Genomic DNA, 24,294 nt, shown 5'->3' on the forward strand with positions numbered 1-24,294 from the left:
GTCGACCATGCATTACAGTATTACAGATGCTGTCAATCAGTAACGACCAATCGGTGGACATCGGCGACCGGATCATGGCCGCCGCTGCCAGTTGCGTCCGCGACCTCGGGGTGCGGCGGGTGACACTCGCCGAGATCGCCCGCCGCGCCGGCGTCAGCAGGCCGACCGTCTACCGGCGCTGGCCCGACACCGGAACCATCCTGTCCGCGCTACTCACCGAGCGCGTCACCGGCGCCTGGCGAGAGGTTCCGGCCCGGCGCCCCGGGCGTGCGGGACTGGTCGCGCGGATCGTCGAAGTCGCCCAGCAGTTGCGCGAGGACGATGTGATCGCATCGGTGCTGCGCTCGGCGCCCGAAGTCGCGATGGTCTACATCACCGGGCGACTCGGCACCAGCCAGCAGATCCTGATCGACCAGGTGGCAGACGAACTGCGCACCGCGCAGGCCGACGGCAGCGTCCGGCCCGGCGACGTCCGGCAGATGTCGGCGATGCTGCTGCTGATCACGCAATCCGCCATCCAGTCCGGCCCGATGGTCGCACCGATCCTCGACGCCCACGCCCTGGCCGGCGAACTGTCCCACGCACTAAACGGATACCTCGCGCCATGAGTGACCTCACCGCTCTCAACGCCGCCCGCCGCACCGCCGATCTGGCGGCCGTCGCAGACATCGCCCGCGTCGACGTCGTCGTCATCGGCGGCGGGATCACCGGAACCGGCATCGCGCTCGACGCGGCCGGCCGCGGACTGTCCGTCGTGCTTGCGGAAAAGCACGACCTGGCCTTCGGAACCAGCCGCTGGAGTTCCAAGCTGGTGCACGGCGGGTTGCGCTACCTGGCCACCGGCAACGTCGGCATCGCACGGCGCAGCGCCGTCGAGCGCGGCATCCTGATGACCCGCACCGCACCGCACCTGGTTCATGCCATGCCCCAACTCGTTCCGCTGCTGCCGTCGATGAACCGGGTCCAACGGGCTTTGGTGCGAACAGGATTCGTGGCCGGTGACGCGCTGCGCATGCTGGCCGGCACCAGGGCCGCCACGTTGCCCCGGTCCCGGCGCATCAGCGCGCAACAGGCCGTGGAGATGGCCCCGACCGTCCGGCGCGACGGGCTTGACGGTGCGCTGCTGGCCTTCGATGGCCAGCTGATCGACGATGCCCGCCTGGTCGCCGCCGTGGCGCGCACCGCCGCTCAGCACGGCGCACGCATCCTCACCCGGGTGTCGGCCACGTCGGCCACCGGCAATGCGGTGCGGCTGACCGATCAGCTGACGGGGGAGTCGCTGGAGGTGGTTGCGCGCGTGGTGATCAACGCGACTGGTGTGTGGGCCGGCGAGGTCGACCCGTCGATCAAGCTGCGGCCCAGCCGCGGCACCCACCTGGTGTTCGACGCCGCCACGTTCGGCAATCCGGTTGCGGCGCTGACCATTCCGATACCGGGCGAGATCAATCGGTTCGTGTTCGCCATGCCCGAGCAGCTGGGTCGGGTGTATCTCGGCCTGACCGACGAGGATGCGCCCGGTCCGATTCCGGATGAGCCGGAACCGACGGCGGCCGAGGTCAGCTTCCTGCTCGACACCGTCAACACCGCACTGGGCACCGCGTTGAGCACCGCCGACGTCACCGGCGCCTACGCGGGGTTGCGTCCGCTGATCGACACCGGGGAGGGGCGCACGTCGGACCTGTCCCGCGACCATGCTGTCCTCGAGTCGGATTCGGGAGTGTTCAGCGTGGTCGGCGGCAAGCTGACCGAATATCGGCACATGGCCGAGGACACCCTCGATCGCGCGCTGGAGGCCAGGACGATCATCGCCCGGCCGTGCCGCACCCGTAACCTGCCGCTGGTCGGTGCGCCTGCCAATCCGGTTGCCGCACTGCACACCCCGACCACCTTGCCGGGGTCGCTGGTGGCCCGGTACGGGGCGGAGTCGCCGAACGTCATCGCCTCGGCGCGCTGCGAGCGGCCGATGGACCCGGTGGTCGACGGGATCGACGTCACCCGTGCGGAGTTCGAGTTCGCCGTCACCCACGAAGGTGCGCTGACCGTCGACGACATCCTCGACCGTCGCACCCGCATCGGGCTGGTCGCCGCCGACCGCGAGCGCGCTGCAGCCGCGGCGCAGGAGTTCCTCTCCGCGACGAACTGACATCGTGAAACCCCTGCGCGGCCAGGAATAATCGCGTTCCTACTCAACTCCAGCGGTGCGAAATGGCGTGAGCAACTCGCACTTTGACGCCCAAACATCGGTTTGGGCGCCAAAGTGGGCAAAGTAGGGTGTGCTTACAGCGGGATGTTCTTGTGGCGGCCGCGGCGCGGCGGCGCCTCGGCGAGCACCTGGGTCAGCTTGCTGCGGGTGTGCGACGGGTCGATCTTCTCGTCGACCACGCCGAGCTCGATCGCGCTGTCCACACCGCCGGTGATCCGCTCGTGCTCGAGCGCGAGTTCCTCGTGCAGCGCGTCACGCTCGTGATCCGGCACGGCGGCCAGCTTCTTCTTGTGCAGAATGCCGACCGCGGCCTTGGCGCCCATCACGGCGACCTCGGCGTCCGGCCACGCGAACACGGCGGTGGCACCCAGTGAACGCGAGTTCATCGCAATGTAGGCTCCGCCGTAGATCTTTCGGGTCACGAGCGTCACGCGCGGGACGGTGGCCTCACCGAACGCGTGCAGCAGCTTTGCGCCGCGTCGCACCACGCCGCCCCACTCCTGATCCACGCCGGGCAGGTAGCCCGGCACGTCGACGATGACGACCAGCGGGATGCCGAAGGCGTTGCACAGCCGGACCAGACGCGCTGCCTTCTCGGCACTTTCGGAGTTCAGGCAGCCGCCGAGACGCAGCGGGTTGTTGGCCAGCACGCCGACGCTGCGGCCTGCCAGCCGACCGATGCCGACCACGATCGACGGCGCCCACTTGGCCTGGAACTCCTCGAACGTCGACGCGCCGCCGGAGTCCTTGTCCAGCAGCGCCTCCACCAGAGGATGCACGTCGTAGGCCCGCCGGGCCGATTCCGGCAGCAGGGCGTGCAGGTCGCTGTCGCCGGCCTCGGCCTTGCTGCGGTCGAAATGACCCTGCTGGCAGAACAATCCGACCAGGCGACGGCCACGACCATATGCGTCGAGCTCGTCGTCGGCGACGATGTGGCACACCCCGGACTTCTTGTGGTGGGTGTCCGGACCACCCAGCGACACCATGTCGACGTCCTCGCCGGTGACGCTGCGCACCACGTCGGGTCCGGTGACGAACACCCGGCCCTCGGGCGCCATGACGACGACGTCGGTCAGGGCCGGCCCATAGGCCGCGCCGCCGGCGGCGAAGCCGACGACGATCGAGATCTGCGGGATGTAGCCCGACGCGCGGATCATGGCCTCGAACACCAGGCCGACGGCGTGCAGCGCGCGAACACCCTCGGCCAGCCGGGCGCCGCCGGAGTGCCAGATACCCACGATCGGGCTCTGCTCCTCGATGGCGGTGTCGTAGGCGTTGACGATGTGCTGGCAGCCCTCGACGCCCATGGCGCCGCCCATGACGGTGCCGTCAGTGCAGAACGCGATGGTGCGCACGCCGTTGACGGTGCCCGCAGCGGCCAGCACACCCGAGCGGTCACGCTCGTGCAGCAGCTCGACGGTGTCGTCGTCGAAGAATGTACGCAGACGCAGCAGCGGGTCGCGCGGGTCGAGCGATTCGCCGACCGCTTCTGGGGCCATGATCGTCATCCAAACCTCCTACGTGCGCCGGATTGTGTCCAACGCCTTGGGTTGTCAGTACTTCCCGAAGGCGATCGCCACGTTGTGACCGCCGAATCCGAACGAGTTGTTGATCGCGTACTGGTATTCGCCGTAGCGGGGTTCGCCGGCCACCACGTCCAGATCGATCTCCGGATCGAGGTTGTGCAAGTTGAGCGTGGGCGGCACGATGCCGTCCCGCAGCGCGAGCACGGTGAGGATCGACTCCACCGCGCCGACAGCACCCACCGAGTGGCCCAGCGCCGATTTGGGCGCGTAGACCGCCGGCCGGTGACTGCCGAGCGCATTGTTGATGGCTTTTCCTTCCGCGACGTCACCGACCTGGGTGCCGGTCGCGTGAGCGTTGATGTGGTCGATGTCGGTGGGCTGCAGACCCGCGAGCTGGATTGCCCGGGTGATCGCATGTCCGGCCCGGTCGCCGTTGGGGTCGGGGGCCACGATGTGGTAGCCGTCCGAGGTGATCGACGCACCCATGATGCGGGCCAGGATGTTGGCGCCGCGCGCCTTGGCGTGCTCCTCGGTCTCGATGACCATCAGCGCACCGCCCTCGCCGAAGACGAAGCCGTTGCGGTCCCGGTCGAACGGGCGGCAGGCCCCGGCGGGGTCGTCGTTGGTCGTCGACAGCACGATGCGCATCTGGGCGAAACCCGCGATCGGCACGGCCTCGATCTTGGTCTCGACGCCACCGCACACCGCGATGTCGGCCTCGCCGAGGACGATCTGCCGCCAGGCCTGGGCGATGCCCTCCGAACCCGAGGCGCAAGCCGAGACCGGGGTGATGACCCCGGCCTTCGCCTTGAGTTCCAGGCCTACCGCGGCGGCTGCGCCGTTGGGCATGTACATCTGCACCACCAGCGGGGACACCGCGCGCAGACCCCGTTCGCGCATACCGTCGTACGCGAACAGCATCTCCTCGGTGGATCCCATGCCGGTGCCGATCGACACCATCAACCGGCGGGGATCGACCTCGGGCGCCCCGGCGTTCTGCCAGACCCGCCGGCCCAGGACGGTGGACATCTTCTGCAGGTATGACATCCGCCGCAGTTCCACCCGGTTGAGCTCACCGTCGAAGTCCTCGACGAGATGCCCGCCGATGCGGACCGGCAGGTCGTACTTCTCGACGAACTCGTCCTCGAGAAGCCGGATGCCACTTTGACCGTCCAGCAACGCTTTCCAGGTGCTGTCGGCATCAGATGCCAGGGCGGTCGTCATGGCGACGGCAGTGACGACCACGTTGGGGAAGCCGTTCCCCGTCGACAATTGCGTCAACCCTGCTGCCATTACTTCTGGTACGTCCTTTCCCCCGGAATCACCGAATCAGTGGCGCCCCGAGGCGAGTGCTGTGGTCAGTAGCGTCCGAACGCGAGCGCCACGTTGTGACCGCCGAATCCGAACGAGTTGTTGATCGCGTACTGGTATTCCCCGTAGCGGGGTTCGCCGGCGACGACGTCAAGGTTGATCTCCGGATCCGGTGTCTCGTAGTTCAGCGTCGGCGGGATCACCCCGTCCCGCAGAGCCAGCACCGTCAGGATCGACTCCAGTGCACCGACCGCACCGATCGAGTGGCCCAGAGCGGACTTCGGCGCGTACACCGCGGCGTGGTCCATACCGGCAACCCGAATGGCGTTGGCCTCGGCGACGTCACCGATCGACGTCGACGTGGCATGGGCGTTGATGTGGTCGATGTCCTTGGGGGACAAGCCAGCCAACTCGATCGCCCGGGTCATCGCCCGGCCGGCCCGCAGGCCGTCCGGAGCCGGCGCCACCATGTGGAAGGCGTCCGACGTGATGCCCGCGCCCATGAGCCGGGCCAGCGGCTTGGCGCCGCGGGCCTTGGCGTGCTCCTCGGTCTCGATGACCATCATCGCCCCGGCCTCGCCGAACACGAATCCGTCACGGTCCTTGTCGAACGGCCGCGAGGCCTTCTCCGGCTCGTCGTTGCGGGTCGACATCGCGCGCATCATCGAGAACGCCGCGATGGGCAGCGCCTCGATCCCGCCTTCGACGCCGCCGCAGACGGCGATATCGGCATCACCCATGACGATCTGGCGCCACGCGTGGGCGATGGCCTCCGAACCCGAAGAACACGCCGACACCGGTGTGATGACACCGGCGCGGGCGCCCAGCTCCAGGCCGACGACCGCTGCGGCACCGTTGGGCATGATCATCTGAACGGCCAGCGGCGACACCTTGCGGGGGCCACCCTGGTTCATCAGGTCGTAGGTCTCGACGATCTTCTCGCCGCCACCCAGCCCGGTGCCGACGACGACCGCGAAGCGGTCACCGTCGACCTCGGGGGAACCCGCGGATTCCCAAAGCTGCGCGCCGATGAACTTGGCCATCCGTTGGACGTAGGACATCCGACGGAAGTCCAGACGCCCCAAGTGGTCGTCGACCGGGTCGGCGAGATGGCCGCCGATGCGCACCGGAAGGTCCCACTTGGTGACGAAGTCGTCCTCGAGAACGCGGATACCGCTCTCGCCGGCCAACAGACCCTTCCACGTGCTCTCAATGTCACCCGCAAGTGAGGTTGTCGCCGTAACGGCGGTCACCACGACATCGGGGAAACCGCCGTTAGCAGTGGAAGGCTTGGTCACTGTGCGAACTTCTCGCGCAGCGCGGCTGCGGCCTCGGGGTTCTCTTCCTCAAGCTTCTGGATGTAGGCGACCACGTCACCGACGGTGCGCAGGCCGGCCAGGTCCTCGTCCGGGATCTTCACGCCGTACTTGTCCTCGGTCTGCACGGCGATCTCGACCATCGACAGCGAGTCGATGTCCAGGTCGTCGACGAACGACTTCTCCGGGGTGACCTCGGACGGCTCGATACCGGTGACCTCTTCGATGATCTCGGCGAGACCGGCGATGATTTCTTCCTGAGAGGCGGGCACGAATGGCTCCTTCGTAATCGGTTGTGTTACTTGGTAAATCAGTGGTGATCGTGCGTTATGGGATTGTCCGGGCGGCTACCGGGCGGCTCAGAGCTCGGTCATTTCGGCCAGATCTGCGGGTGTCTTGACGGCGCGCGTCGCAACCCCCCGAAGTTCGCGTTTGGCGATTCCGGCCAAAGTGCCCGCGGGCGGGAACTCGATGATCGCCGTGAGGTTGAGCTGGCGCATGGTCTCGGTGCACAGGTCCCAGCGCACGGGCCGGGTCAACTGCGCGACGAGCTTCTCCATCGCGTCAGCCGCCGACGATACCGGCTGGCCGTCGGCGTTGGACAACAGTACGGTGGTGGGCTCCGAGGTGTCGGCCGCGGCGGCCGCGGCGGCGTAGCTGTCCAGCGCGGAGGCCATGTAGTGGGTATGGAACGCGCCCGCGGTGGCCAGCTGGCGCACCCGGGCCTTGGCCGGCGGATCCTCGGCCAGCTTCTCCAGGGCGGTGAGGGCGCCCGCGGCGACGATCTGGCCGGCGGCGTTGCGGTTGGCCGGGATCAGGTCGAGTGCCTCGAGGCGGGCCAGCACCTCGGCCTCGTCACCGCCGAGGACCGCCGACATGCCGGTGGGCTCGGCGGCGCAGGCCTTGGCCATCTCGGCTCCGCGCACGGCGGCGAGCCTGACCGCGTCGTGGGCGGAGATGACGCCGGCGATCGCGTAGGCCGCGATCTCGCCGACGGAGTGGCCGGCTACGACGGTCTGCTTGCCGGCGAGCACGTCTCGCTTGGCCAGTTCGGAGTTGGCCAGCAGGGTGGCCGCGACGACCAGCGGCTGGGTGACCGCGGTGTCGGTGATCTCCTCGGCTGTCGCGGTGGTGCCCAGACGGGCCAGGTCCAGTCCGCTGATCTGTGACCACGTGGTGATCTGATCGGCGACGCCGGGGAGCTCGAGCCAGGGGCCGAGCATGCCGGGGGTCTGCGATCCCTGGCCGGGCGCGAGCAGCGCAATCACGGGTTCACGTGGCACTCATTAAGAGAACATTGTGAAACCGGTTTTGAGCGGTGTAAGAGATCATGAACATTGTCTTATGTTTTTGTAGAGTCTCCACAAAAATGCACGTGATGCGACTTCTTCGACATCTTCCCGCGATGTGCGTGGTCCCTCTACTTGATCCCGTTAGTTCCCACAAGCGGCGCTGTGAGCTGTACAACAGAACCGTTTCCCATGGTCTGGGGCGGCACCGGATAGCCGAGTCGTCCGACCGTGGCCGCGACCCGCAGGACGTAGGCGTCGCGCGGCAGGGTCGGATCACGGCCGGTGAAGTCGGCGATCCGCTTGAGCCGGTACCGGACCGTATTTGGATGAACGAACAGTTTCCGGGCGCAAGCTTCGATGGCGCCGCCACTGTCGAGGTAGGCGTCGAGCGTCTCGGTGAGCGCCGGGCCGGCGTCGGCCAACGGCTGCATGATCTCGGTGTGCAGCGCGGCCACCGCCGAGGCGTCACCGAGCAGGGCCCGCTCGGGGAGCAGTTCGCGGGCCAGCACGGGCCGCGGCGCGCCGCTCCAGCCCGCCACCGCGTTCATGCCGGAGATTGCCTCGCTGGCGCTGCGATAGGCCGCGGTGAGCATCGGTGCGGTCGGGCCGATGACCACCGGTCCCTCGGAGAAGGCACCGAGTAGCTCGTTGAAGAACCTGTCGGTCGGGGAGAGCGGGCCGGACAGGATCGCGATCAGCCAGGTGCCGTGCACGTCGGCCAGCGCCGCGCGGTCATGGCGCAGAGCGATCTCCCGGACGTCCTCGCTGGCGGTCTCGTCACGCCCGGCCGGCGGGGTGCCCACCAGCACCGTCGCCGGCGCGGTGGTGTCCCAGTTCAGCGCTGCGGCCCGCGACAGCAGTTCGGGCCCGGTGTCGCCGCGCACGACGGCGTCGACCACGCTGGCCTCCATCCGGCTGTCCCAGGAACCGCGGGCCTCGGCGGCGTCGGCGTAGGAGGCGGCGGCGGCGAATGCGAGGTCACGGCTGTAGCGGAGAATCCCGACCGTCAGCGCGGTGAGCTGTTCTTCGTCGCGGGCCAGCAGCGGCACCACCTCTTCGAAGAACTCCATGGTCACCCGGACCATGCCGACGGTCTGGGCCAGCGCGATCCGGCGGGTGAGGTCCTGAGGCACCAGCTCGAAGGCCTGCGCGGTGTAGCCCACCTGGCTTTCCGGGTTGCGCATCCACTCCACGAAGTTGACCACCGCGGCCTGCACCACCAGCTGGACGCTGGCCCGCTGCGAGGCCTCGAGGTCGCCGAAGAACGGCAGCCGTTCCTGCATGGCGTGCACGGCCTGGGTGGCCAGCCGTCCGGAGTACTGCTTGAGTCGCCGCAACGTGGAGTCGGGCAAGTTCGCCAGCAGCTGCATCGGCGCCGTCGGCGCCTCGAAGCGCGGATTGTCGTCCACCCCTAAAAGATACGCCGCTTTTCTGGATGTTCCCACAAAGTGCCTTCGCGCTGAGTGTGCGGTTTCATCCGCGACACGCCGCCCACAGCGTACGCGGATGCACAGTCGGCGACCGAACTAACGCGACTCCCTGCCTGATGTCGTCGCCTACGCGACTCCGGGGTCGCTGGTCTGCTCCGGCGCGGCCATCACGTCGTCGATCCGGTACTCGCGTGCGGCCGCCACCGCCACCGACGGGTCGATCTCGCCGTCGCGGGCCAGCGCCTCCAGCACTGCCACCACCACCGACTCGGCATCGGTGTTGAAGTAGCGCCGCGCCGCGGGCCGGGTGTCGGAGAAGCCGAACCCGTCGGTGCCCAGCGTGACGTAGGTGTTGGGCACCCACGGCCGGATCTGCTCGGGGACCGCACGCATCCAGTCCGACACCGCGACCGCCGGGCCGGCCGTGTCGCCGAGGGCCTGGGTCACGTACGGCACCCGCGCCGGACGGTCCGGGTGGCGCAGCAACTCCTTCTCGATGGCGACCCCGTCGTGGTTGAGCTCGCCCCAGCTGGTCACCGACCAGACGTCGGCGGCCACGTCCCAGCGCTCGGCCAGCAGGTCGGCCGCCCGCAGCGCCTCGGGCATCGCCACGCCGGAGGCCAGGATCTGCGCGACGCTGGTCCGCTTCTGCGTCGCCGCGCGGTAGCGGTAGATGCCGCGCAGCAGGCCCTCCGGGTCGAAGTTCTCCGGTTCGGCAGGCTGAGCGTAGGGCTCGTTGTAGATCGTGACGTAGAAGTAGACATTCTCCGGGTTCTCGCCGTACATCCGCGACAGCCCGCTCTCCACGATGTAGGCGATCTCGTAGGCGAAGGCCGGGTCGTAGGCCACCACCGCCGGGTTGGCGGAGGCCAGCAGCAGCGAGTGGCCGTCGGCGTGCTGGAGACCCTCACCGGTCAGCGTGGTGCGGCCAGCCGTCGCACCCAACACGAAGCCGCGCGCCATCTGGTCAGCGGCGGCCCACAACCCGTCGCCGGTGCGCTGGAACCCGAATATCGAATAGAAGATGTAGAGCGGAATCATCGGCTCGTTGTGGGTGGAGTACGACGTGCCGACGGCGGTGAACGACGCCGTCGAGCCCGCCTCGTTGATGCCCTCGTGCAGGATCTGCCCGATCTTGCTCTCCTTGTAAGCCAACATCAGTTCGGCGTCCACCGCGGTGTAGAGCTGGCCGTTACGGTTGTAGATCTTCAGGCTGGGGAACCACGAGTCCATGCCGAACGTGCGGGCCTCGTCGGGAATGATCGGCACGATTCGCTTCCCGATCTCCTCGTCGCGCAACAGTTCCTTGAACGTGCGCACCATCGCCATGGTGGTCGCCACCTGCTGGTGGCCGGAGCCCTTCTTTAGCGGCGCGTAGACATCGCGCGGCGGCAGCGCCAGCACCTTGGACTTGTTGCGCCGCTCGGGTAGGAACCCGCCGAGGGCCCGTCGCCGGTCGACCAGATAGCGGATCTCCGGCGCTTCTGGACCCGGATGGTAGTACGGCGGCAGGTAGGGGTTTTCCTCGAGCTGGGCGTCACTGACCGGGATCCGGATGGCGTCGCGGAAGTCCTTGAGGTCTTGCAGCGCAAGCTTTTTCATCTGGTGGGTGGCGTTGCGGCCCTGGAAGTGGGCGCCCAGCGAGTAACCCTTGATGGTCTTGGCCAGGATCACGGTGGGCTGGCCCTTCTGCTCCATGGCCGCGCGGTAGGCGGCATAGACCTTGCGATAGTCGTGGCCGCCGCGCTTGAGGTTCCAGATCTCGGCATCGGACATGCTGGCGACCAGTGCCTTGGTGCGCGGGTCGCGGCCGAAGAAGTGGTCGCGAACGTAGGTGCCGTCGTTGGCCTTGTAGGTCTGATAGTCGCCGTCGGGCGTGGTGTTCATCAGATTTACCAGCGCGCCGTCCTTGTCCGCGTGCAGTAGGGCGTCCCACTCGCGGCCCCACACCACCTTGATGACGTTCCAGCCGGCGCCGCGGAAGAAGGACTCCAGCTCCTGGATGATCTTGCCGTTGCCGCGCACTGGGCCGTCAAGTCGCTGCAGGTTGCAGTTGACGACGAAGGTCAGGTTGTCCAGCGCCTCGTTGGCCGCCACTTGGATCAGACCGCGGCTTTCCGGCTCGTCCATCTCACCGTCGCCGAGGAACGCCCACACGTGCTGCTCGGAGGTGTCCTTGAGGCCACGGTCGTGCAGGTAGTGGTTGAACCGGGCCTGATAGATGGCGTTCATCGGGCCCAGGCCCATCGACACCGTCGGGAACTCCCAGAACTCCGGCATCAGCCGCGGGTGTGGGTAGGAGGGCAGTCCCCCGCCGGGATGGCTGTGCTCCTGGCGGAAGCCGTCGAGCTGATCGGCGGTGAGCCGGCCCTCGAGGAAGGCGCGGGCATAGATGCCGGGGGAGGCGTGGCCCTGAATGAACACCTGGTCACCGCCGCCGGGGTGAGCCTTGCCCCGGAAGAAGTGGTTGAAGCCGACCTCGTAGAGCGATGCAGAGGAGGCGTAGGTGGAGATGTGCCCGCCGACGCCGACGCCCGGGCGCTGCGCCCGGTGCACCATGATCGCGGCGTTCCACCGGATCCACCGGCGGAAGCGGCGCTCGACCTCCTCGTCGCCGGGGAACCAGGGTTCGAGTTCGGTGGGGATGGTGTTGACGTAGTCGGTCGAGGTCAGCGCTGGGATCGCGACCCGCTGCTCGCCTGCGCGCTCCAGCATCCGCAGCAGCAGATAGCGGGCCCGGGCCGGCCCTGAGCGCGACACCAGGTCGTCGAAGGACTCCAGCCACTCGGCGGTCTCCTCGGCGTCGATGTCGGGCAGGTAGGACGCGACGCCTTCGCGGATGACCCGCACTCGATCGGATTCGGTTGGGCTGCTTGAGTTTTGGGCCAGGTCACGGCGCGCGAACTCGGTCGTCAACATCAGCTCCTTAGTAGTTGGTGCAGGTTTTGCACCTTCTAGCGTCTATCGTGCCGCACCGAGGCCTTACCGACGAGTAGTGCCCGAGGCCGGATTGGTGAAATTTGTGCACCGTGCCGAGCAGGCCACTTACCCGGTAACCTCTCGGGCTGTGCTGATCAGAAGTACTCGGTGGCAGCGGGTCGGCGGACTGCTGGCCGGCAGCGCCGCGGTGGTGATGATGGCCGTGGTCGGGTGTACGACCGTCAGCGACGGCACCGCGCGGGTCAACGCTGGTGACGCACCCGCCTACCGGACGTCGGTCTCGGTGTCGATGTCCGAGTCCGCCGCGTCCTCCAGCGCCCGCGAGTCGGAGCGGCAGGCCTCGGAAACCACCAAGGCCATGCACGACACCTGCGAGACGCTGTCGACCACCAGTGCCGACGCGATCGACGCGGTGAATGCCTACGTCAACGCGTTCAACCAGGGCAGCGGCAACGTCGACGCCACCGAAGGCCCGGCCGTCGACGCGCTCAACCAGAGCGCCGACGCGGTGCAGGGCAGCCTGACCGACGCAATCCCCCCGGAACTCAAGGATGCGCTGACCAGCTGGGTCGACGGTGCCCGTGCGACGGCCAAGGCTATCGCCGGCAAGGCGCCGGCCGGTGAGTTCAACAAGACCATCGGTGACCTCAACAACACGAGGTCTACCGCCCTGAGCCTGTGCGACGCGACGTACTGACAACCGCACCCGCGGCCGGTGATCGGTCGTGCCGTGCGACGATAGCCCTAGACAGCCGACCCTCACGACAAGGAGGTCCCGACGGTGGCCGCGGCGGGTGACTCCCCGAACCATGCCCAGAGGCTGGGCATACAGAAGAATCAGGTCGTTCAGGAGTTGGGCTGGGACGACGACACCGACGATGACATCCGGGCCGACGTCGAGGACGCCAGCGGCGCCGAACTGCTCGACGAGGACGCCGACGAGGTCGTCGACGTGGTCCTGCTGTGGTGGCGCGACGGCGACGGCGACCTGGTGGACCGGCTGATGGACGCGATCGCTCCATTGGCCGACGACGGCATCATCTGGGTGCTGACCCCCAAGACCGGCAAGCCGGGCCACGTGCTTCCGGCCGAGATCGCCGAGTCGGCGCCGACGGCCGGGCTGATGCAGACCTCGTCGGCGAATCTGGGCGACTGGAGCGCCAGCCGACTGGTGCAGCCGAAGTCGAAGGCTGCCGGGAGGCATTCGTGACCGCACAAGTCGGCACCGAGGCTGCCGACTTCACGCTCAAGGATCAGAACGGCCAGCCGGTCACCCTCAGCGACTTCCGCGGCAAGAAGAACGTTCTGCTGGTGTTCTTCCCGCTGGCGTTCACCGGCATCTGTCAGGGCGAGCTCGACGAGATCCGCGACCATCTGCCCGTCTACGCAAACGACGACACCGCCACGCTGGCCATCTCCGTCGGCCCGCCGCCGACGCACAAGATCTGGGCTACCCAGAGCGGTTTCCTGTTCCCGGTGCTGTCCGACTTCTGGCCGCACGGCGCCGTCGCGCAGGCCTACGGCGTGTTTAACGCCGACGCCGGGTTCCCCAACCGTGGGACGTTCGTGATCGACCGTGCCGGGATCATCCGGTTCGCCGAATGCAAACAACCCGGCGAGGCCCGCGATCAGTCGGTGTGGACCGACGCGCTGGCCGCACTGAAGGACTGATCCGGATTTCCATGCACCCGCAAAATCCGTGTACCCTGCCCCGGGCACGGGCGTGTAGCTCAGTGGTAGAGCTCTGGTTTTACACACCAGCGGTCGCAAGTTCGATCCTTGTCGCGCCCACCAAGATCTTTGCAGGTCAACGCCGTAGTTAGCAGGCCACTGCGGGCGTGCCGGTTCACTGACTGGGTGCCAAGTTGTCTACAGGTTGCCGCTGGGTCGTGCCCGTGCCACTTCGTGGCGATATGCGGCGGGTGACCCAGGAAGGCCATCGAGCCTCGCAAGTAGAGCGCTGCGCGTCCCGCTCGGGTGTGTGAACCACACATCGCCTGCGCTAAGCGGCTCTTCTCGCGGTCCACGGCGGGGTTCGGGGTTGCGTTCGAGCGCGCTCGAACTCCTAGCGTCGGGGCCATGACGACACCGACGGCAACACAGACCTGGATCATCACCGGAGCCTCGAAGGGACTCGGACGTGCACTGGCCGAGGCTGCCCTTGCCGCGGGCGATCAGGTTGTGGCCGCAGTCCGCAATCCTGACGCCGTGGCCGACCTGAACACCACCTTCGGTGACCGCGTGATGAGCGTTGCCTTCGATGCCCGAGACACCAGCGAAGCCGCCAGCCTCGTCCAGGTGGCAGTCGACCGTTACGGTCGCCTCGACGTCCTGGTGAACAACGCGGGGCGCGCCATCGTCGGCGCCGCCGAGGAAGTCACCGATAAGCAGCTGCGCGACCTGATGGACCTGCACCTATTCGGTCCCGCCGCCCTCGTCAGGGCGGCATTGCCGATCATGCGGGCCCAGGGATGCGGGACGATCGTACAAATGAGCAGTCAGGGCGGCCGGATGTCCTTCCCCGGCGTCTCGACATACTCGGCGTCGAAGTTCGCGTTGGAGGGATGGTCGGAGGCCCTGGCCGGTGAGGTCGCGCCGTTCGGGATACGGGTGATGCTGGTCGAGCCCAGCCGATTCCGCACTGCATTCAACGCCGCCGAGGTGCTCGACTTCACCGCCATCTCGCCGACCTACCGGGAGATATTGACCGATGTGCGAGCCGACATGTCTGGTGCCGACGGGAACCAGGAAGGCGACCCCGTAAAGGCCGCGCAGATCATCGTCTCCTTGGCTCATTCCGAGGAAGTGCCGTTGCGGCTGCCGCTCGGTGCCGAGGCCGTCGAGCGGCTCACGGCCGCCTACCGACGCGGTCTGGACGGGGTCGGTCAGTGGGCTGAGCTGGCCCGCAGCGCCGACTTCACCGACATCGCCACCTCGGTGCGTCGGATCTAGGATCGGGTATGTCCACCGACAACCTGATGAGCAGGGCGCTCGCCTCGCTCAACGAGATCGATGGCCCGATGTCGATCGAGGTCATCCACCGTCTCGCCGACACCAGCGAGGTCCGCGAGCCGATGACCATCGCCGAAGTTGCCGACCTGCTCGACGTCTCATCACACACCTTGCGCTATTACGAACGTGCAGGATTGGTCGAGGTCGACCGCGACAGCAGCGGACACCGCAGCTACCAGCCCGAGGCGGTGCGCCGTCTTGTCTTCCTCACCCGAATGCGGTTGTCCGGCATGGCCATCCGCGATCTACAGCACTACATCTCACTCGTAGACAGCGGCGAGCAGACCGTACCCGAACGACTCGACATGCTGCTCGAACACCGCGACACCATCCGCCGCCAGATCCGCGAACTCACCCTGTCGCTGGCCGCCACGGAATACAAGATCACCACCTACGGCGGCACCGCCGGCGACACGTGCTAACCGCGGACTGGTCGATCACCGCGCCCGAACCAGCACCGCCCCAACTGAATCGCCGATCCGCACATACAACGGCCAGAACTGGACGGTCGCCCCGCAGACGGTCCGAACCGCCAGCTGGCTGCGGTCCAGCACGCCATTCGTCTACGGGAACCAGAACTTCAAGCAGGGCGCCTTCGTCAAACCGCCCGCCGACTCAGCCGACGCCGGATACGTCTGCTCCTTTCGGCACCCCGTCCGGACGGATGGGATCGGCCTACGTCTCGGGTCAACGAGGCCGACTTCTTGGGCCGGCCCAGGCAACTACAACGCCGCCCTGATGACGACCGCCCTGGTCTGAGTCACTGCGGCGGCGGCGCGAAGAACTCCAGCGTGATGCCGTCGGGATCGCGGAAGCTCAACCCGGAGCCGTAGTGCGCGTCCACGATTCCGCCGTGCTTGATCCCCAGTTCGTCCAGGCGGGCCACCCAGCGCTCGAGTTCGGCGCGGTCCGCGCAACCGAACGCCACATGATCCAGGCCGACGTTGTGCTCGCTGAACTCCTGTGCCGACGGCGACTTCGTGTGCTCGTGCAGCCCGAGCAGCGTGCCGTTGTCGAGCAGGAACACGCTGTGGTGGAACCCGGGCTCGGTGTCCTCGTCGAGCACGGGTTCGGCGCCGATCAGTGCCTGGTACCACGGGACGCTGACCGTCAGGTCGCGGACCGTGAGGGCGACGTGGGTCAGGGGCGGAAACGCCATGACGACATCCTGTCTTCGAGTTGTGCTGATGACGTTACGAATTCTAGCCGCACGGCGTTCAGGCGATGCGTTGCCCTCGGCGCGCGCGGGCCCGCGTGTCCAACCACACCGCGGCCGGGTTGAGCGGGTCGGCCACCCGGGTCGGGCGCCGCGTCATCGCGGCCTCATAGAGGCAGTACACCAGGTGTGAGAGAGTGCCGGAGTGTCTGTGCGAAGACCGTGGCGCGGCACCGGAGTGCTGCTGGGTCACCTGGCCGATGTCGCCTTTGCCGACCCGGCTCGCGGTCACCCGGTCGCGGGGTTCGGTTGGTGCGCAGCCGCACTCGAACGACTGACCTACCGCGACAGCAAGGCCGCTGGGGCCGCGCACGTCGCGATCCTGCTCGGCGCGCTGGCGCTACTGGGGTCCTCGGTACAGCGCGGCACGCGCGGCGGTCCGGCGCTGGCGGGGATGATGGCCGCGGCCACCTGGGTCACCCTCGGCGGGACCACCCTGGCCCGTACCGGCACGAGGCTGGCCGACCTGCTGGAGGCCGGTGACGTCGACGGAGCGCGTGCGTTGTTGCCCGCGCTGTGCGGCCGGGATCCCGCGGCGCTCGACGCCGACGGCCTGGCCCGCGCGGCCTTGGAATCGGTGGCGGAGAACACCTCCGACGCCCACGTAGCCCCGCTGCTGTGGGCGGCCGCCGGGGGAGTGCCCGGCGTACTGGTGTATCGCGGCGTCAACACCCTGGATGCGATGATCGGCAGCCGGGCGCCGCGCTATGCCCGATTCGGTTGGGCTGCAGCGCGATTGGACGACGCCGCCAACCTCCTTCCGGCCCGGGTGGCCGGTGCGCTGGTGGTGGTGTGCGCCCCGCTGGTCGGTGGGTCGCCGGGCGGGGCGCTGCGGGCGTGGCGGTGCGACGCCGCGCGGCATCCCAGCCCGAACGCCGGAGTGGTGGAGGCCGCCTTCGCCGGTGCCCTGGGCGTGCGGCTCGGCGGCCCTACCCAGTACCGCCACGAGCTGGAGATCCGCCCGACCCTGGGCGACGGTGACCCGCCGACCGCCGTCGACCTGCGCCGGTCGGTGCGTCTGTCGCAGGTGGTTCAGGCGGCCGCGGCCGGTGTGGCCGTGGGTGTCAGCGTCGTCGGCCGTAGCGGTCGGCGAGCTTGTCCTCGACGGTGACCGGCGCCGCCGTCGCCTGCTGCGCCGCGACCGCCGCGGCGTCGCGTCGGCGAGCCTGGATCTCGGAGTAGACGAAGTAGCCCAGGCCGATCGGGGCGACGATGCCGAAGGCGATCCACTGGATGCCGTACGACAGGAACGGCCCGGCGTCCAGGTGCGGCAGTTCGGCGACCCCCAGCACACCCGGCTGGTTCTCCACCAGCTGCAGGTAGGAGTTGGCCAGCGGGACGCCGGTGGTGGCCGATACCGCACGGGTGTCGATCGCGTACACCTGGGTGTAGCCGCCCTCTTTGAACGCCGGCTTGTCCGGCGGTGCGGTCTCGGAGTCACGCAACCGCGCGGTGATCGACACCGTGCCACCGGGCACGGGTGGGAGGTCCGGGACACTGGTGCCCTGCACCGGGTTCGCGTACCCACGGTCGACGAGCACCGTCGGACCGTTGTCGACGACGAACGGGACCAGCGCCTCGTAGGCCGGCGCCCCGCCGACGACCCGCAGCCGGGCCAGTACCTGAGCCTGCGGCAGATAGTGGCCCGTCGCGGTCACCCGCCGCCACTGCGCATCGGGGGCGGACGAATCCTGATGCGGCAGAAGCGAAGTGACGGCCACCGGCTCGGCGGTCAGCGACGCCTGGATCTGGTTGTTCTCCCGGCTGGTCTTGGTGTTCTTGCCCAGCTGCCAGGGCGCCAGCACGGTGAAGCACAGGTAGGCGAACGCGACAACCACCAGGCCCAGGGCCAGCCAGCCCGGCCGCAACAGAAATGTCCAGCGTTTCATCTACCCCGCCAGCCCTTCGCCGGCCAGCCGCTGGTCGACCCAGGCGTGCAGTCCCGGCAGCGCGCCTTCGATGACGGTGAACACCTCTTCGAAATCGGCATGGTCGCCGTAGAAGGGGTCCTCGACGACCGCAGCATCCGTTCACGTTCGAACGTGACGAGCAGCTGCGTCTGATCCCTAGACACCGAGCACCTCGCGCAGCGCCGGCACCGTCGGGACGTGGGCGGCAGCCGCGGCAGCGACCTCCGGATCGCTGAAGTCGCCCGCTCCATAACCCCAGCCGACGACCACGGTCTTGATGCCGTGCTCGGCGGCACCCTCCACGTCGTGGGCGCGGTCACCGACCATCAGCACCCGATCCGGAAGCGGACGCAGCTGGCCCAGGGCGTGCGCCAGCACGTCGGCCTTGCTCGATCGCGAGCCGTCGACGCTGGCGCCGGCGATCACGTCGAAGTGACCGGTCAGGCCGAAGTGCTCGAGGATCCGCCGGGCGGTCGGCTCCGCCTTGGAGGTGGCCACCGCCAGCCGCACACCGGCCGCCCGCAGGTCGGCCAGCAGCTGCGGAACCCCGTCGAACATACTGTTCATCGACCACCCGCGGGTGGTGTAGTCCGCGCGGTAGGCCGCGATCGCCTCGTCGGCCCGGACGCCGAGGCCCATGCCCTGCAGCGTGATGTGCATCGGGGGACCGACGATGCGCCCGGCCAGGTCACCGGGCGGAATCTCAGCATCCACGGCGGCCAGTGCATGGCGGAAGCTGGCCACGATTCCGTCCGCCGAGTCGGTCAGCGTGCCGTCGAGATCGAAGATCACCAACTGCGGGCGGGTGTCGGCGGCCATGCGTGTCACATACCCATTGTCCCCGATGGCCCGCCGGTGCCGCCCGATGCCTGCCGTCCCGCCCGGCGCACTACTGTGCATGACGTGGTGGAGGTGTCGAGATGGGCGTGAAACTCGCCGAGGTCGTCGCCGTGCTCGACGACGCTTACCCGCCCGGGTTGGCACACGGGTGGGACTCGGTCGGGCTGGTCTGCGGTGACCCGGACGAGGCGGTCGAGTCCGTCACCGTCGCCGTCGACGCCACCGCCGAGGTGGTGCGCACGGTCGGGCGGCGCGGCCTGCTGGTGGCCCACCATCCGCTGCTGCTGCGCGGGGTCGACACGGTTGCCGCCAGCACCCCCAAGGGCGCGCTGATCCATCACCTGATCCGCGACGGCGCGGCGTTGTTCACCGCCCACACCAACGCCGACTCGGCCGACCCGGGTGTGTCCGACGCACTGGCCGACGCACTGGGGGTGACGGTCGACGGTGTGCTCGACCCGGCGCCCGGCGGACCCGATACGGACAAGTGGGTGATCCTCGTTCCGCCCGAAGCTGCCGAGGCCGTGCGGGTGGCGGTGTTCGAGGCGGGTGCCGGCCACATCGGCGACTACTCGCACTGCTCGTGGAGCGTCACTGGACGTGGTCAGTTCCTGCCGCTGGACGGCGCCTCGCCGACGATCGGCACCGTCGGGTCGGTCGAGCACCTGGCCGAGGAGCGGGTCGAAGTGATCGCACCGTCGCGGTTGCGCGCCCAGGTGCTGGCGGCCATGCGCGCCGCCCACCCGTACGAGGAGCCCGCGTTCGACGTGCTGACCCTGGCGCCGCTGCCGGCCGGCGTCGGCATCGGCCGGATCGGCGGCCTGGCCCAGCCTCTGAGGTTCGCCGACTTCGTCGCGCGTGTGAATTCGGTGCTGCCGCAGACCACTTGGGGCGTGCGTGCCGCCGGTGACCCCGACGAACCGGTGTCCCGCGTCGCGGTGTGCGGCGGTGCGGGCGACTCCCTGCTGGCTGCGGCGTCGGCGGCCGGGGTGGACGCCTACGTCACCGCCGACCTGCGACACCATCCCGCCGACGAGCATCGGCGCGCCGGCGGGGTCGCCCTTGTCGACGTCGCCCACTGGGCCAGCGAATACCCGTGGTGCGCTCAGGTGGCCGATCTGCTGACCTCGCAGTTCGGTTCGGCGCTGCCGGTCGCCGTCAGCGGTATCCGCACCGACCCGTGGAACATCGAGTTTCAATCCGCGAAAGGCAACCCGTGAAAGCTGAAGTGCCACAGCAACGCTCGCTGCTGGAGGTGGCCGAGCTGGATGCCGAGCTCAGCCGCGCCGCACACCGAGTGACCCATCTGGCCGAACACCAGCATCACGAACAGGTGCAGGCCGACCACCTCGCCGCCGCCGACCGGCTGGCCGCGCTGGCCATCGCGATCGAGGACCTCGACGCCCAAGTGTCGCGGTTCGAGTCCGAGATCGACGGCGTGCGCCAGCGCGAGGACCGCGACCGCCAGCTGCTGGACTCGGGCTCGGTGAACCCCAAGCAGCTCGAGGAGCTCCAGCACGAACTCGGGACGCTGGAGCGCAGGCAGTCCGGCTTGGAGGACTCGTTGCTCGAGGTGATGGAACGCCGCGAGCAGTTGACCGCCGAGCAGGCGGAGGAGTCGGCGAAAGTCGATGCGCTGCAACAGGATCTGGACAACGCGGCGCACGCGCGAAACGAGGCGATCGCCGAGATCGACCGGCTGCGCGCCGAGTGCGGTGCACGCCGCGGCGAGGTGGTCGCCGGGTTGGACCCCGACCTGGTCAAGCTCTACGAGCGCCAGCGCGCGGCCTCCGGAGTGGGAGCGGCCCGCCTTCTGGGGCGGCGGTGCGGGGCGTGCCGCATTGAGATCGACCAGGGGGAGATGGCCCGGATATCCGCGGCGGCCGACGACGAGGTGCTGCGCTGCCCCGAGTGTGGGGCGATCCTGTTGCGCGTCGGCGGGGTCGAGCGGTGAAAGTCCTTGTCGAGGCCGACGGCGGCTCGCGCGGCAACCCCGGCCCGGCCGGCTACGGGTGCGTGGTGTGGTCTGAAGACCACCGCACTGCCCTGGCCGAACACGGCCACTTCATCGGCATCACCACCAACAACGTCGCCGAATACCGCGGTCTGATCGCCGGACTCGAGGAGGCGCGCAGGTTGGGTGCCAACGAGGTTGTGGTGTCGATGGATTCGAAACTCGTCGTCGAGCAGATGAGCGGGCGGTGGAAGGTCAAGCATGCCGCCATGGCGGAGCTGCACCAGCAGGCCAGGGCGCTGGCGTCGACCTTCGGCTCGGTGACCTTCCAGTGGATTCCGCGCGAGCACAACTCCTACGCCGACCGGTTGGCCAACGAGGCGATGGACGGCGCCGACACCGACCGGCGTTCGGCTGCCACCGACCCGCCCGCGGCCTGGACCGGCAACCGGGGCGCACCGACACGGCTGCTGCTGCTGCGCCACGGCCAGACCGAACTCTCCCGCGAGCGTCGCTACTCCGGGCGCGGCAACCCCGAGCTCACCGAGACCGGCCGACGTCAGGCCGACGCGGCTGCGCGCTATCTGGCCGAGCGGGGCGGAGTCGCGGCGGTGATCACCTCGCCCCTGCAACGGTCCTACGAGACCGCGGCCGCGGCGGCGAAGGCACTCGGGCTCGACGTCACCGTCGATGAGGACCTCATCGAGACCGACTTCGGCGCGTGGGAGGGCCTGACGTTCCTGGAGGCCGCCGAGCGCGACCCCGACGTGCACGGGCGCTGGCTGCGCGACACCAGCCTGCGGCCGCCGGGCGGGGAGAGCTTCGACGACGTGGCCGTGCGGGTCCGGCGCGCCCATGACCGCATCATCGCGGCCCATCCGGGCCAGACCGTGCTGGTGGTGTCCCATGTGACGCCGATCAAGACCCTGCTGCGGCTGGCGCTGGATGCGGGCGCCGGCATCCTGCACCGTCTGCACCTGGATCTGGCGTCGCTCAGCATCGCCGAGTTCTACCCGGACGGCGGCTCCTCGGTGCGGCTGGTCAACCAGACGTCGTACCTGGGTTGAGGTCATGGCTGATTCGCACGACCACTGGGAAGAGCACTACTCGGCCAAGCCGCGGGTGTGGAGCGGACGGGTCAACACACTGCTCGGTCGAACGCGACGCCGTGGGACCCGACGGCGAGCAGGCAACGCTGGTCGACAACGTGATCGAGGTCCGGCGCAAGTAGCGGCACTTCGTCGCGGAACAGCTGCGCCAGGCAGTACGTTGTTCAGGCGGACGAGTTGGCCGGGCGGCCGCGGCTCACCTGAGTCGAGGAAAGTCCGGACTTCACAGAGCAGGGTGATTGCTAACGGCAATCCGAGGTGACTCGCGGGACAGTGCCACAGAAAACAAACCGCCACCACGCCTGAAGGTTTGGGCGCGGGTGGTAAGGGTGAAACGGTGCGGTAAGAGCGCACCAGCATCCCGGGTGACCGGGATGGCTCGGCAAACCCCACCCGAAGCAAGGCCAAGAGGCCGCACCTCGTGTGCGGCTGCGCAGGCGTCCGAGGGCTGCTCGCCCGAGCCTGCGGGTAGGCCGCTCGAGGCACCCGGTGACGGTGTGCCCAGATGGATGGTCGCCGCCGCCCTGCCCCGGTCAACCGTGGCAGAGCGGAACAGAATCCGGCTTAGAGGCCAACTCGTCCGCCCCTAGTGGGCCTTGCGCACGCTGCGCTTCAGCGCGCTCAGCGCGTCGTCGAGCTGCTCGCGCGAGCGGTGCGCCAGGTCGTCCTCCTGCTGGTAGAGCAGCCCATAGGTGAACGTATCCTCTCCGGCGGCATGCGCGGCCTCGGCCTGCTGGCTCAGGTGGGCGCGGCTGACCACGCTGTCCTGGTGATCGCCGAGAAGGGTCTGGATCACCTTGGCCCGCTCGGAGACCTTCGGCTCGCCCGTGGCGGCCGCGACGTAGCGAAGCCGCTTGGCGCCCTTGCGGATTCGGTGCAGCGCCTCGTCCTTGTGCTCCTCGACCGCCTGCTCGGCGGTCTTGGCGGCCTTGCGGACCCGTTTGTAGGCCGAGTCGATGCTCAGCGGTGCGTGTTCCTCACCCGGGGCCGGCTCGGGCGGCTCGGCGCTCACCAGGGCCTCCAGCGCGTCGAGCAGCCTGAAATAGCGCGGGGAGCGCATCGCGGCCAGCGAGCGCCGCAGCCCCGCCTGGTAGCGCCGGTTGGCCCCGTCGACCAGCCGCTCCCGCACCGGGCCCCGCACGAGTTCCGGAGGGAGCGAGTCCAGGGCGCGTTGATAGCGCTCGGCGAGTACCTCGGCGTCCCTGGCCGTCCCGAGCACACCCGCCAGCTGACGCAGCTCGTCGAGAATCCAGGCGTCGTCGGTCAACCCGAACGCGTCCTCGGAGGCCTGCAACAGGCTGCGGATCTTGCGGGTGATCACGCGCATCTGATGCACCGAGTCGTAGACGTCGGCGCGCACGGCGCGGTCCCACTCCACCAGCTCGGCCACCTGCTCGGCCACGGCCCGGTGCACCGGGTCCGGGGGCGGTTCGGGGAGATCCTCCGGCGGCGCCAGGCCGTCGGCGAGCACCTTCGCCAGCTTCGAGCCGTGGCCCGCCGGTACCGCGCCGGCGTCGAGCAACCGGTTGCCCAGCCGCGCGAGCATCTCGTCGCCGCCCTCGACCTCGCCGTCGGCCAACTCCAGCTCCCACTCGTGCCAGCGCTGCTCGTCCCCGGCGCTGCCGTCGGCAGGGTTGATCGCCCAGGCGCTGACCTCGTCGTCGGAGAACTCGGCGAGGTCAGCGCCGTCGTCGGCGTAGAGCTTCACGACGTTGCGCGTGGTCGCGATGCGGGCCACCGGCGCCAACCCGCGGTCGCGCACGATCGCCAGCACGATGTCGACGAGCTCGGCGGGCACCTCGGCAGCGGCCGCGTCCGCGCCGTCATCCAGGGGCGCGTGGATCTCGGTCCGCGCGTCGGGCCCGGCAGGCAGTTTCAGATGCCAGCCTGCGTCGGCGCCGCCGGTCCGGCGCCGCAGCGTGATGCGGTGGCGCGCCAGGTCCTGTCCGGGTGTGTCGAAGTACACCGCGTCCAGCGACTGTGGCGAAATCCTCTCGACCCGCGCCACGAAGGAGATCCCCTCGAACGACGGGAACACCGTGCTACCCGGAACGTCGAACTTCCGCTCGACCTCGACGAAGCGGGTACCGCCCGCGGATTTCGACCTCATCTCCACCCTCACTCACGATCGACCGGCCGACATGCGACCGCCGCACAGCGTGTCACATCCAAGTGAACACGACGCACCCGTCCCCGCACGTCGGCGGCCTTGCGAGGTGACGTTGCCGGAAATGA

General features: G+C 68.8%; 22 protein-coding genes, 1 tRNA gene, 1 other RNA gene and 1 pseudogene. 13 read left to right on the plus strand and 12 right to left on the minus strand.

Annotation, left to right across the window (positions count from 1 at the left end; translation table 11 throughout):
- The first annotated feature begins 26 nt into the window (after nt 1–26).
- Nucleotides 27–608 carry a TetR/AcrR family transcriptional regulator gene (locus K9U37_RS10705; protein ID WP_243071672.1) on the plus strand — a complete coding sequence of 194 codons (582 nt, stop codon included), beginning with the start codon at nt 27–29 and terminating at the stop codon, nt 606–608.
- Nucleotides 605–2,143 carry a glycerol-3-phosphate dehydrogenase/oxidase gene (locus K9U37_RS10710; protein WP_243071673.1) on the plus strand — a complete coding sequence of 513 codons (1,539 nt, stop codon included), beginning with the start codon at nt 605–607 and terminating at the stop codon, nt 2,141–2,143. Before K9U37_RS10705 ends, K9U37_RS10710 begins: the two co-directional genes overlap by 4 nt.
- A gap of 134 nt (nt 2,144–2,277) precedes the next feature.
- Here K9U37_RS10710 and K9U37_RS10715 read toward each other — a convergent pair whose 3' ends face one another.
- From K9U37_RS10715 to aceE, 7 genes are all read right to left on the minus strand, one after another.
- Entirely contained in the window at nt 2,278–3,711 is a 1,434-nt protein-coding gene (locus tag K9U37_RS10715; protein WP_243071674.1) for an acyl-CoA carboxylase subunit beta, read from the minus strand.
- Between the two features lie 45 nt (nt 3,712–3,756).
- Complete coding sequence (gene kasB, locus K9U37_RS10720; RefSeq protein ID WP_272888029.1) at nt 3,757–5,022, minus strand: 3-oxoacyl-ACP synthase KasB; 1,266 nt, start codon at nt 5,020–5,022, stop codon at nt 3,757–3,759.
- 65 nt (nt 5,023–5,087) lie between these two features.
- Nucleotides 5,088–6,338, minus strand: coding sequence for a 3-oxoacyl-ACP synthase KasA (kasA, locus tag K9U37_RS10725; protein ID WP_243071675.1), 1,251 nt, complete (start codon nt 6,336–6,338; stop codon nt 5,088–5,090).
- A complete protein-coding gene (gene acpM, locus K9U37_RS10730; protein ID WP_243071676.1) occupies nt 6,335–6,628 on the minus strand; it encodes a meromycolate extension acyl carrier protein AcpM in 294 nt (97 codons plus the stop codon). Before acpM ends, kasA begins: the two co-directional genes overlap by 4 nt.
- 87 nt (nt 6,629–6,715) lie before the next feature.
- Nucleotides 6,716–7,624, minus strand: coding sequence for an ACP S-malonyltransferase (locus K9U37_RS10735; protein ID WP_243073321.1), 909 nt, complete (start codon nt 7,622–7,624; stop codon nt 6,716–6,718).
- A 152-nt stretch (nt 7,625–7,776) separates the two neighbouring features.
- Nucleotides 7,777–9,018 (minus strand): PucR family transcriptional regulator, encoded by a 1,242-nt coding sequence (locus tag K9U37_RS10740; protein ID WP_243073322.1) that lies wholly within the window; start codon nt 9,016–9,018, stop codon nt 7,777–7,779.
- A gap of 186 nt (nt 9,019–9,204) precedes the next feature.
- Nucleotides 9,205–11,994: a pyruvate dehydrogenase (acetyl-transferring), homodimeric type gene (gene aceE, locus K9U37_RS10745; protein WP_243071677.1), complete on the minus strand. Its 2,790-nt coding sequence runs from the start codon at nt 11,992–11,994 to the stop codon at nt 9,205–9,207.
- 217 nt (nt 11,995–12,211) lie between these two features.
- On the opposite strand from aceE, the gene K9U37_RS10750 reads away from it, so the two are divergent.
- The 6 genes from K9U37_RS10750 (at nt 12,212) to K9U37_RS10775 (ending at nt 15,452) form a co-directional block, all read left to right on the plus strand.
- Entirely contained in the window at nt 12,212–12,715 is a 504-nt protein-coding gene (locus K9U37_RS10750) for an Rv2240c family protein (RefSeq protein ID WP_372489563.1), read from the plus strand.
- Nucleotides 12,716–12,799: 84 nt separating this feature from the next.
- Nucleotides 12,800–13,228: a DUF3052 domain-containing protein gene (locus tag K9U37_RS10755; protein WP_243071679.1), complete on the plus strand. Its 429-nt coding sequence runs from the start codon at nt 12,800–12,802 to the stop codon at nt 13,226–13,228.
- A complete protein-coding gene (locus K9U37_RS10760) occupies nt 13,225–13,689 on the plus strand; it encodes a peroxiredoxin (protein WP_243071680.1) in 465 nt (154 codons plus the stop codon). The genes K9U37_RS10755 and K9U37_RS10760 overlap by 4 nt, the downstream gene beginning before the upstream one ends.
- A gap of 48 nt (nt 13,690–13,737) precedes the next feature.
- Nucleotides 13,738–13,812 (plus strand) — tRNA-Val (locus tag K9U37_RS10765).
- Nucleotides 13,813–14,097: 285 nt separating this feature from the next.
- Entirely contained in the window at nt 14,098–14,970 is an 873-nt protein-coding gene (locus K9U37_RS10770; protein WP_243071681.1) for an SDR family NAD(P)-dependent oxidoreductase, read from the plus strand.
- A gap of 8 nt (nt 14,971–14,978) precedes the next feature.
- The gene (locus K9U37_RS10775; protein ID WP_243071682.1) at nt 14,979–15,452 is read left to right on the plus strand and encodes a MerR family transcriptional regulator; all 474 of its coding nucleotides are present in this window, start codon (nt 14,979–14,981) and stop codon (nt 15,450–15,452) included.
- A gap of 338 nt (nt 15,453–15,790) precedes the next feature.
- Here the strand turns inward: K9U37_RS10775 and K9U37_RS10780 are convergent, their stop codons facing one another.
- Entirely contained in the window at nt 15,791–16,189 is a 399-nt protein-coding gene (locus K9U37_RS10780) for a VOC family protein (RefSeq protein WP_243071683.1), read from the minus strand.
- Nucleotides 16,190–16,391: 202 nt separating this feature from the next.
- Between K9U37_RS10780 and K9U37_RS10785 the strand changes: the two genes are divergently transcribed.
- Nucleotides 16,392–17,357, plus strand: coding sequence for a cobalamin biosynthesis protein (locus K9U37_RS10785; RefSeq protein WP_243071684.1), 966 nt, complete (start codon nt 16,392–16,394; stop codon nt 17,355–17,357).
- Here K9U37_RS10785 and K9U37_RS10790 read toward each other — a convergent pair.
- The 3 genes and pseudogenes from K9U37_RS10790 to K9U37_RS10800 form a co-directional block, all read right to left on the minus strand.
- Nucleotides 17,311–18,135 carry an SURF1 family cytochrome oxidase biogenesis protein gene (locus K9U37_RS10790; protein WP_243071685.1) on the minus strand — a complete coding sequence of 275 codons (825 nt, stop codon included), beginning with the start codon at nt 18,133–18,135 and terminating at the stop codon, nt 17,311–17,313. The genes K9U37_RS10785 and K9U37_RS10790 overlap by 47 nt on opposite strands.
- A pseudogene (locus K9U37_RS10795) lies at nt 18,136–18,261 on the minus strand (arsenate reductase/protein-tyrosine-phosphatase family protein); the annotation flags it as partial.
- Between the two features lie 51 nt (nt 18,262–18,312).
- A complete protein-coding gene (locus K9U37_RS10800; RefSeq protein WP_243073323.1) occupies nt 18,313–18,975 on the minus strand; it encodes an HAD-IA family hydrolase in 663 nt (220 codons plus the stop codon).
- A 101-nt stretch (nt 18,976–19,076) separates the two neighbouring features.
- On the opposite strand from K9U37_RS10800, the gene K9U37_RS10805 reads away from it, so the two are divergent.
- The 4 genes from K9U37_RS10805 to rnpB all read left to right on the plus strand — a co-directional run bounded on the left by K9U37_RS10805 (nt 19,077) and on the right by rnpB (nt 22,642).
- Nucleotides 19,077–20,216 (plus strand): Nif3-like dinuclear metal center hexameric protein, encoded by a 1,140-nt coding sequence (locus tag K9U37_RS10805; protein WP_243071686.1) that lies wholly within the window; start codon nt 19,077–19,079, stop codon nt 20,214–20,216.
- Nucleotides 20,213–20,950 (plus strand): zinc ribbon domain-containing protein, encoded by a 738-nt coding sequence (locus K9U37_RS10810; protein ID WP_243071687.1) that lies wholly within the window; start codon nt 20,213–20,215, stop codon nt 20,948–20,950. Before K9U37_RS10805 ends, K9U37_RS10810 begins: the two co-directional genes overlap by 4 nt.
- Nucleotides 20,947–22,017 carry a bifunctional RNase H/acid phosphatase gene (locus K9U37_RS10815; RefSeq protein ID WP_243071688.1) on the plus strand — a complete coding sequence of 357 codons (1,071 nt, stop codon included), beginning with the start codon at nt 20,947–20,949 and terminating at the stop codon, nt 22,015–22,017. The genes K9U37_RS10810 and K9U37_RS10815 overlap by 4 nt, the downstream gene beginning before the upstream one ends.
- A 215-nt stretch (nt 22,018–22,232) precedes the next feature.
- Nucleotides 22,233–22,642: RNase P RNA component class A (rnpB, locus tag K9U37_RS10820), an RNA gene on the plus strand.
- A gap of 3 nt (nt 22,643–22,645) precedes the next feature.
- Here the strand turns inward: rnpB and K9U37_RS10825 are convergent.
- Nucleotides 22,646–24,169, minus strand: a complete 1,524-nt coding sequence (locus tag K9U37_RS10825) for a CYTH and CHAD domain-containing protein (protein WP_243071689.1) — start codon at nt 24,167–24,169, stop codon at nt 22,646–22,648.
- Between the last annotated feature and the right edge of the window lie 125 nt (nt 24,170–24,294).

Source organism: Candidatus Mycolicibacterium alkanivorans, from assembly GCF_022760805.1.
In the GTDB taxonomy this organism is placed as follows: domain Bacteria; phylum Actinomycetota; class Actinomycetes; order Mycobacteriales; family Mycobacteriaceae; genus Mycobacterium; species Mycobacterium alkanivorans.

What these genes read in the sequence shown, in the direction of transcription:
- K9U37_RS10780 (WP_243071683.1), bottom strand. Translation starts at nt 16,189, where the DNA reads ATGGCGTTTCCGCCCCTGACCCACGTCGCCCTCACGGTCCGCGACCTG.
- K9U37_RS10790 (WP_243071685.1), bottom strand. Translation starts at nt 18,135, where the DNA reads ATGAAACGCTGGACATTTCTGTTGCGGCCGGGCTGGCTGGCCCTGGGC.
- K9U37_RS10805 (WP_243071686.1), top strand. Translation starts at nt 19,077, where the DNA reads ATGGGCGTGAAACTCGCCGAGGTCGTCGCCGTGCTCGACGACGCTTAC.
- K9U37_RS10715 (WP_243071674.1), bottom strand. Translation starts at nt 3,711, where the DNA reads ATGACGATCATGGCCCCAGAAGCGGTCGGCGAATCGCTCGACCCGCGC.
- K9U37_RS10750 (WP_372489563.1), top strand. Translation starts at nt 12,212, where the DNA reads ATGATGGCCGTGGTCGGGTGTACGACCGTCAGCGACGGCACCGCGCGG.
- K9U37_RS10705 (WP_243071672.1), top strand. Translation starts at nt 27, where the DNA reads ATGCTGTCAATCAGTAACGACCAATCGGTGGACATCGGCGACCGGATC.
- K9U37_RS10775 (WP_243071682.1), top strand. Translation starts at nt 14,979, where the DNA reads ATGTCCACCGACAACCTGATGAGCAGGGCGCTCGCCTCGCTCAACGAG.
- K9U37_RS10710 (WP_243071673.1), top strand. Translation starts at nt 605, where the DNA reads ATGAGTGACCTCACCGCTCTCAACGCCGCCCGCCGCACCGCCGATCTG.
- K9U37_RS10740 (WP_243073322.1), bottom strand. Translation starts at nt 9,018, where the DNA reads ATGCAGCTGCTGGCGAACTTGCCCGACTCCACGTTGCGGCGACTCAAG.
- K9U37_RS10770 (WP_243071681.1), top strand. Translation starts at nt 14,098, where the DNA reads ATGACGACACCGACGGCAACACAGACCTGGATCATCACCGGAGCCTCG.
- K9U37_RS10825 (WP_243071689.1), bottom strand. Translation starts at nt 24,169, where the DNA reads ATGAGGTCGAAATCCGCGGGCGGTACCCGCTTCGTCGAGGTCGAGCGG.
- K9U37_RS10800 (WP_243073323.1), bottom strand. Translation starts at nt 18,975, where the DNA reads ATGGCCGCCGACACCCGCCCGCAGTTGGTGATCTTCGATCTCGACGGC.
- kasB (WP_272888029.1), bottom strand. Translation starts at nt 5,022, where the DNA reads ATGGCAGCAGGGTTGACGCAATTGTCGACGGGGAACGGCTTCCCCAAC.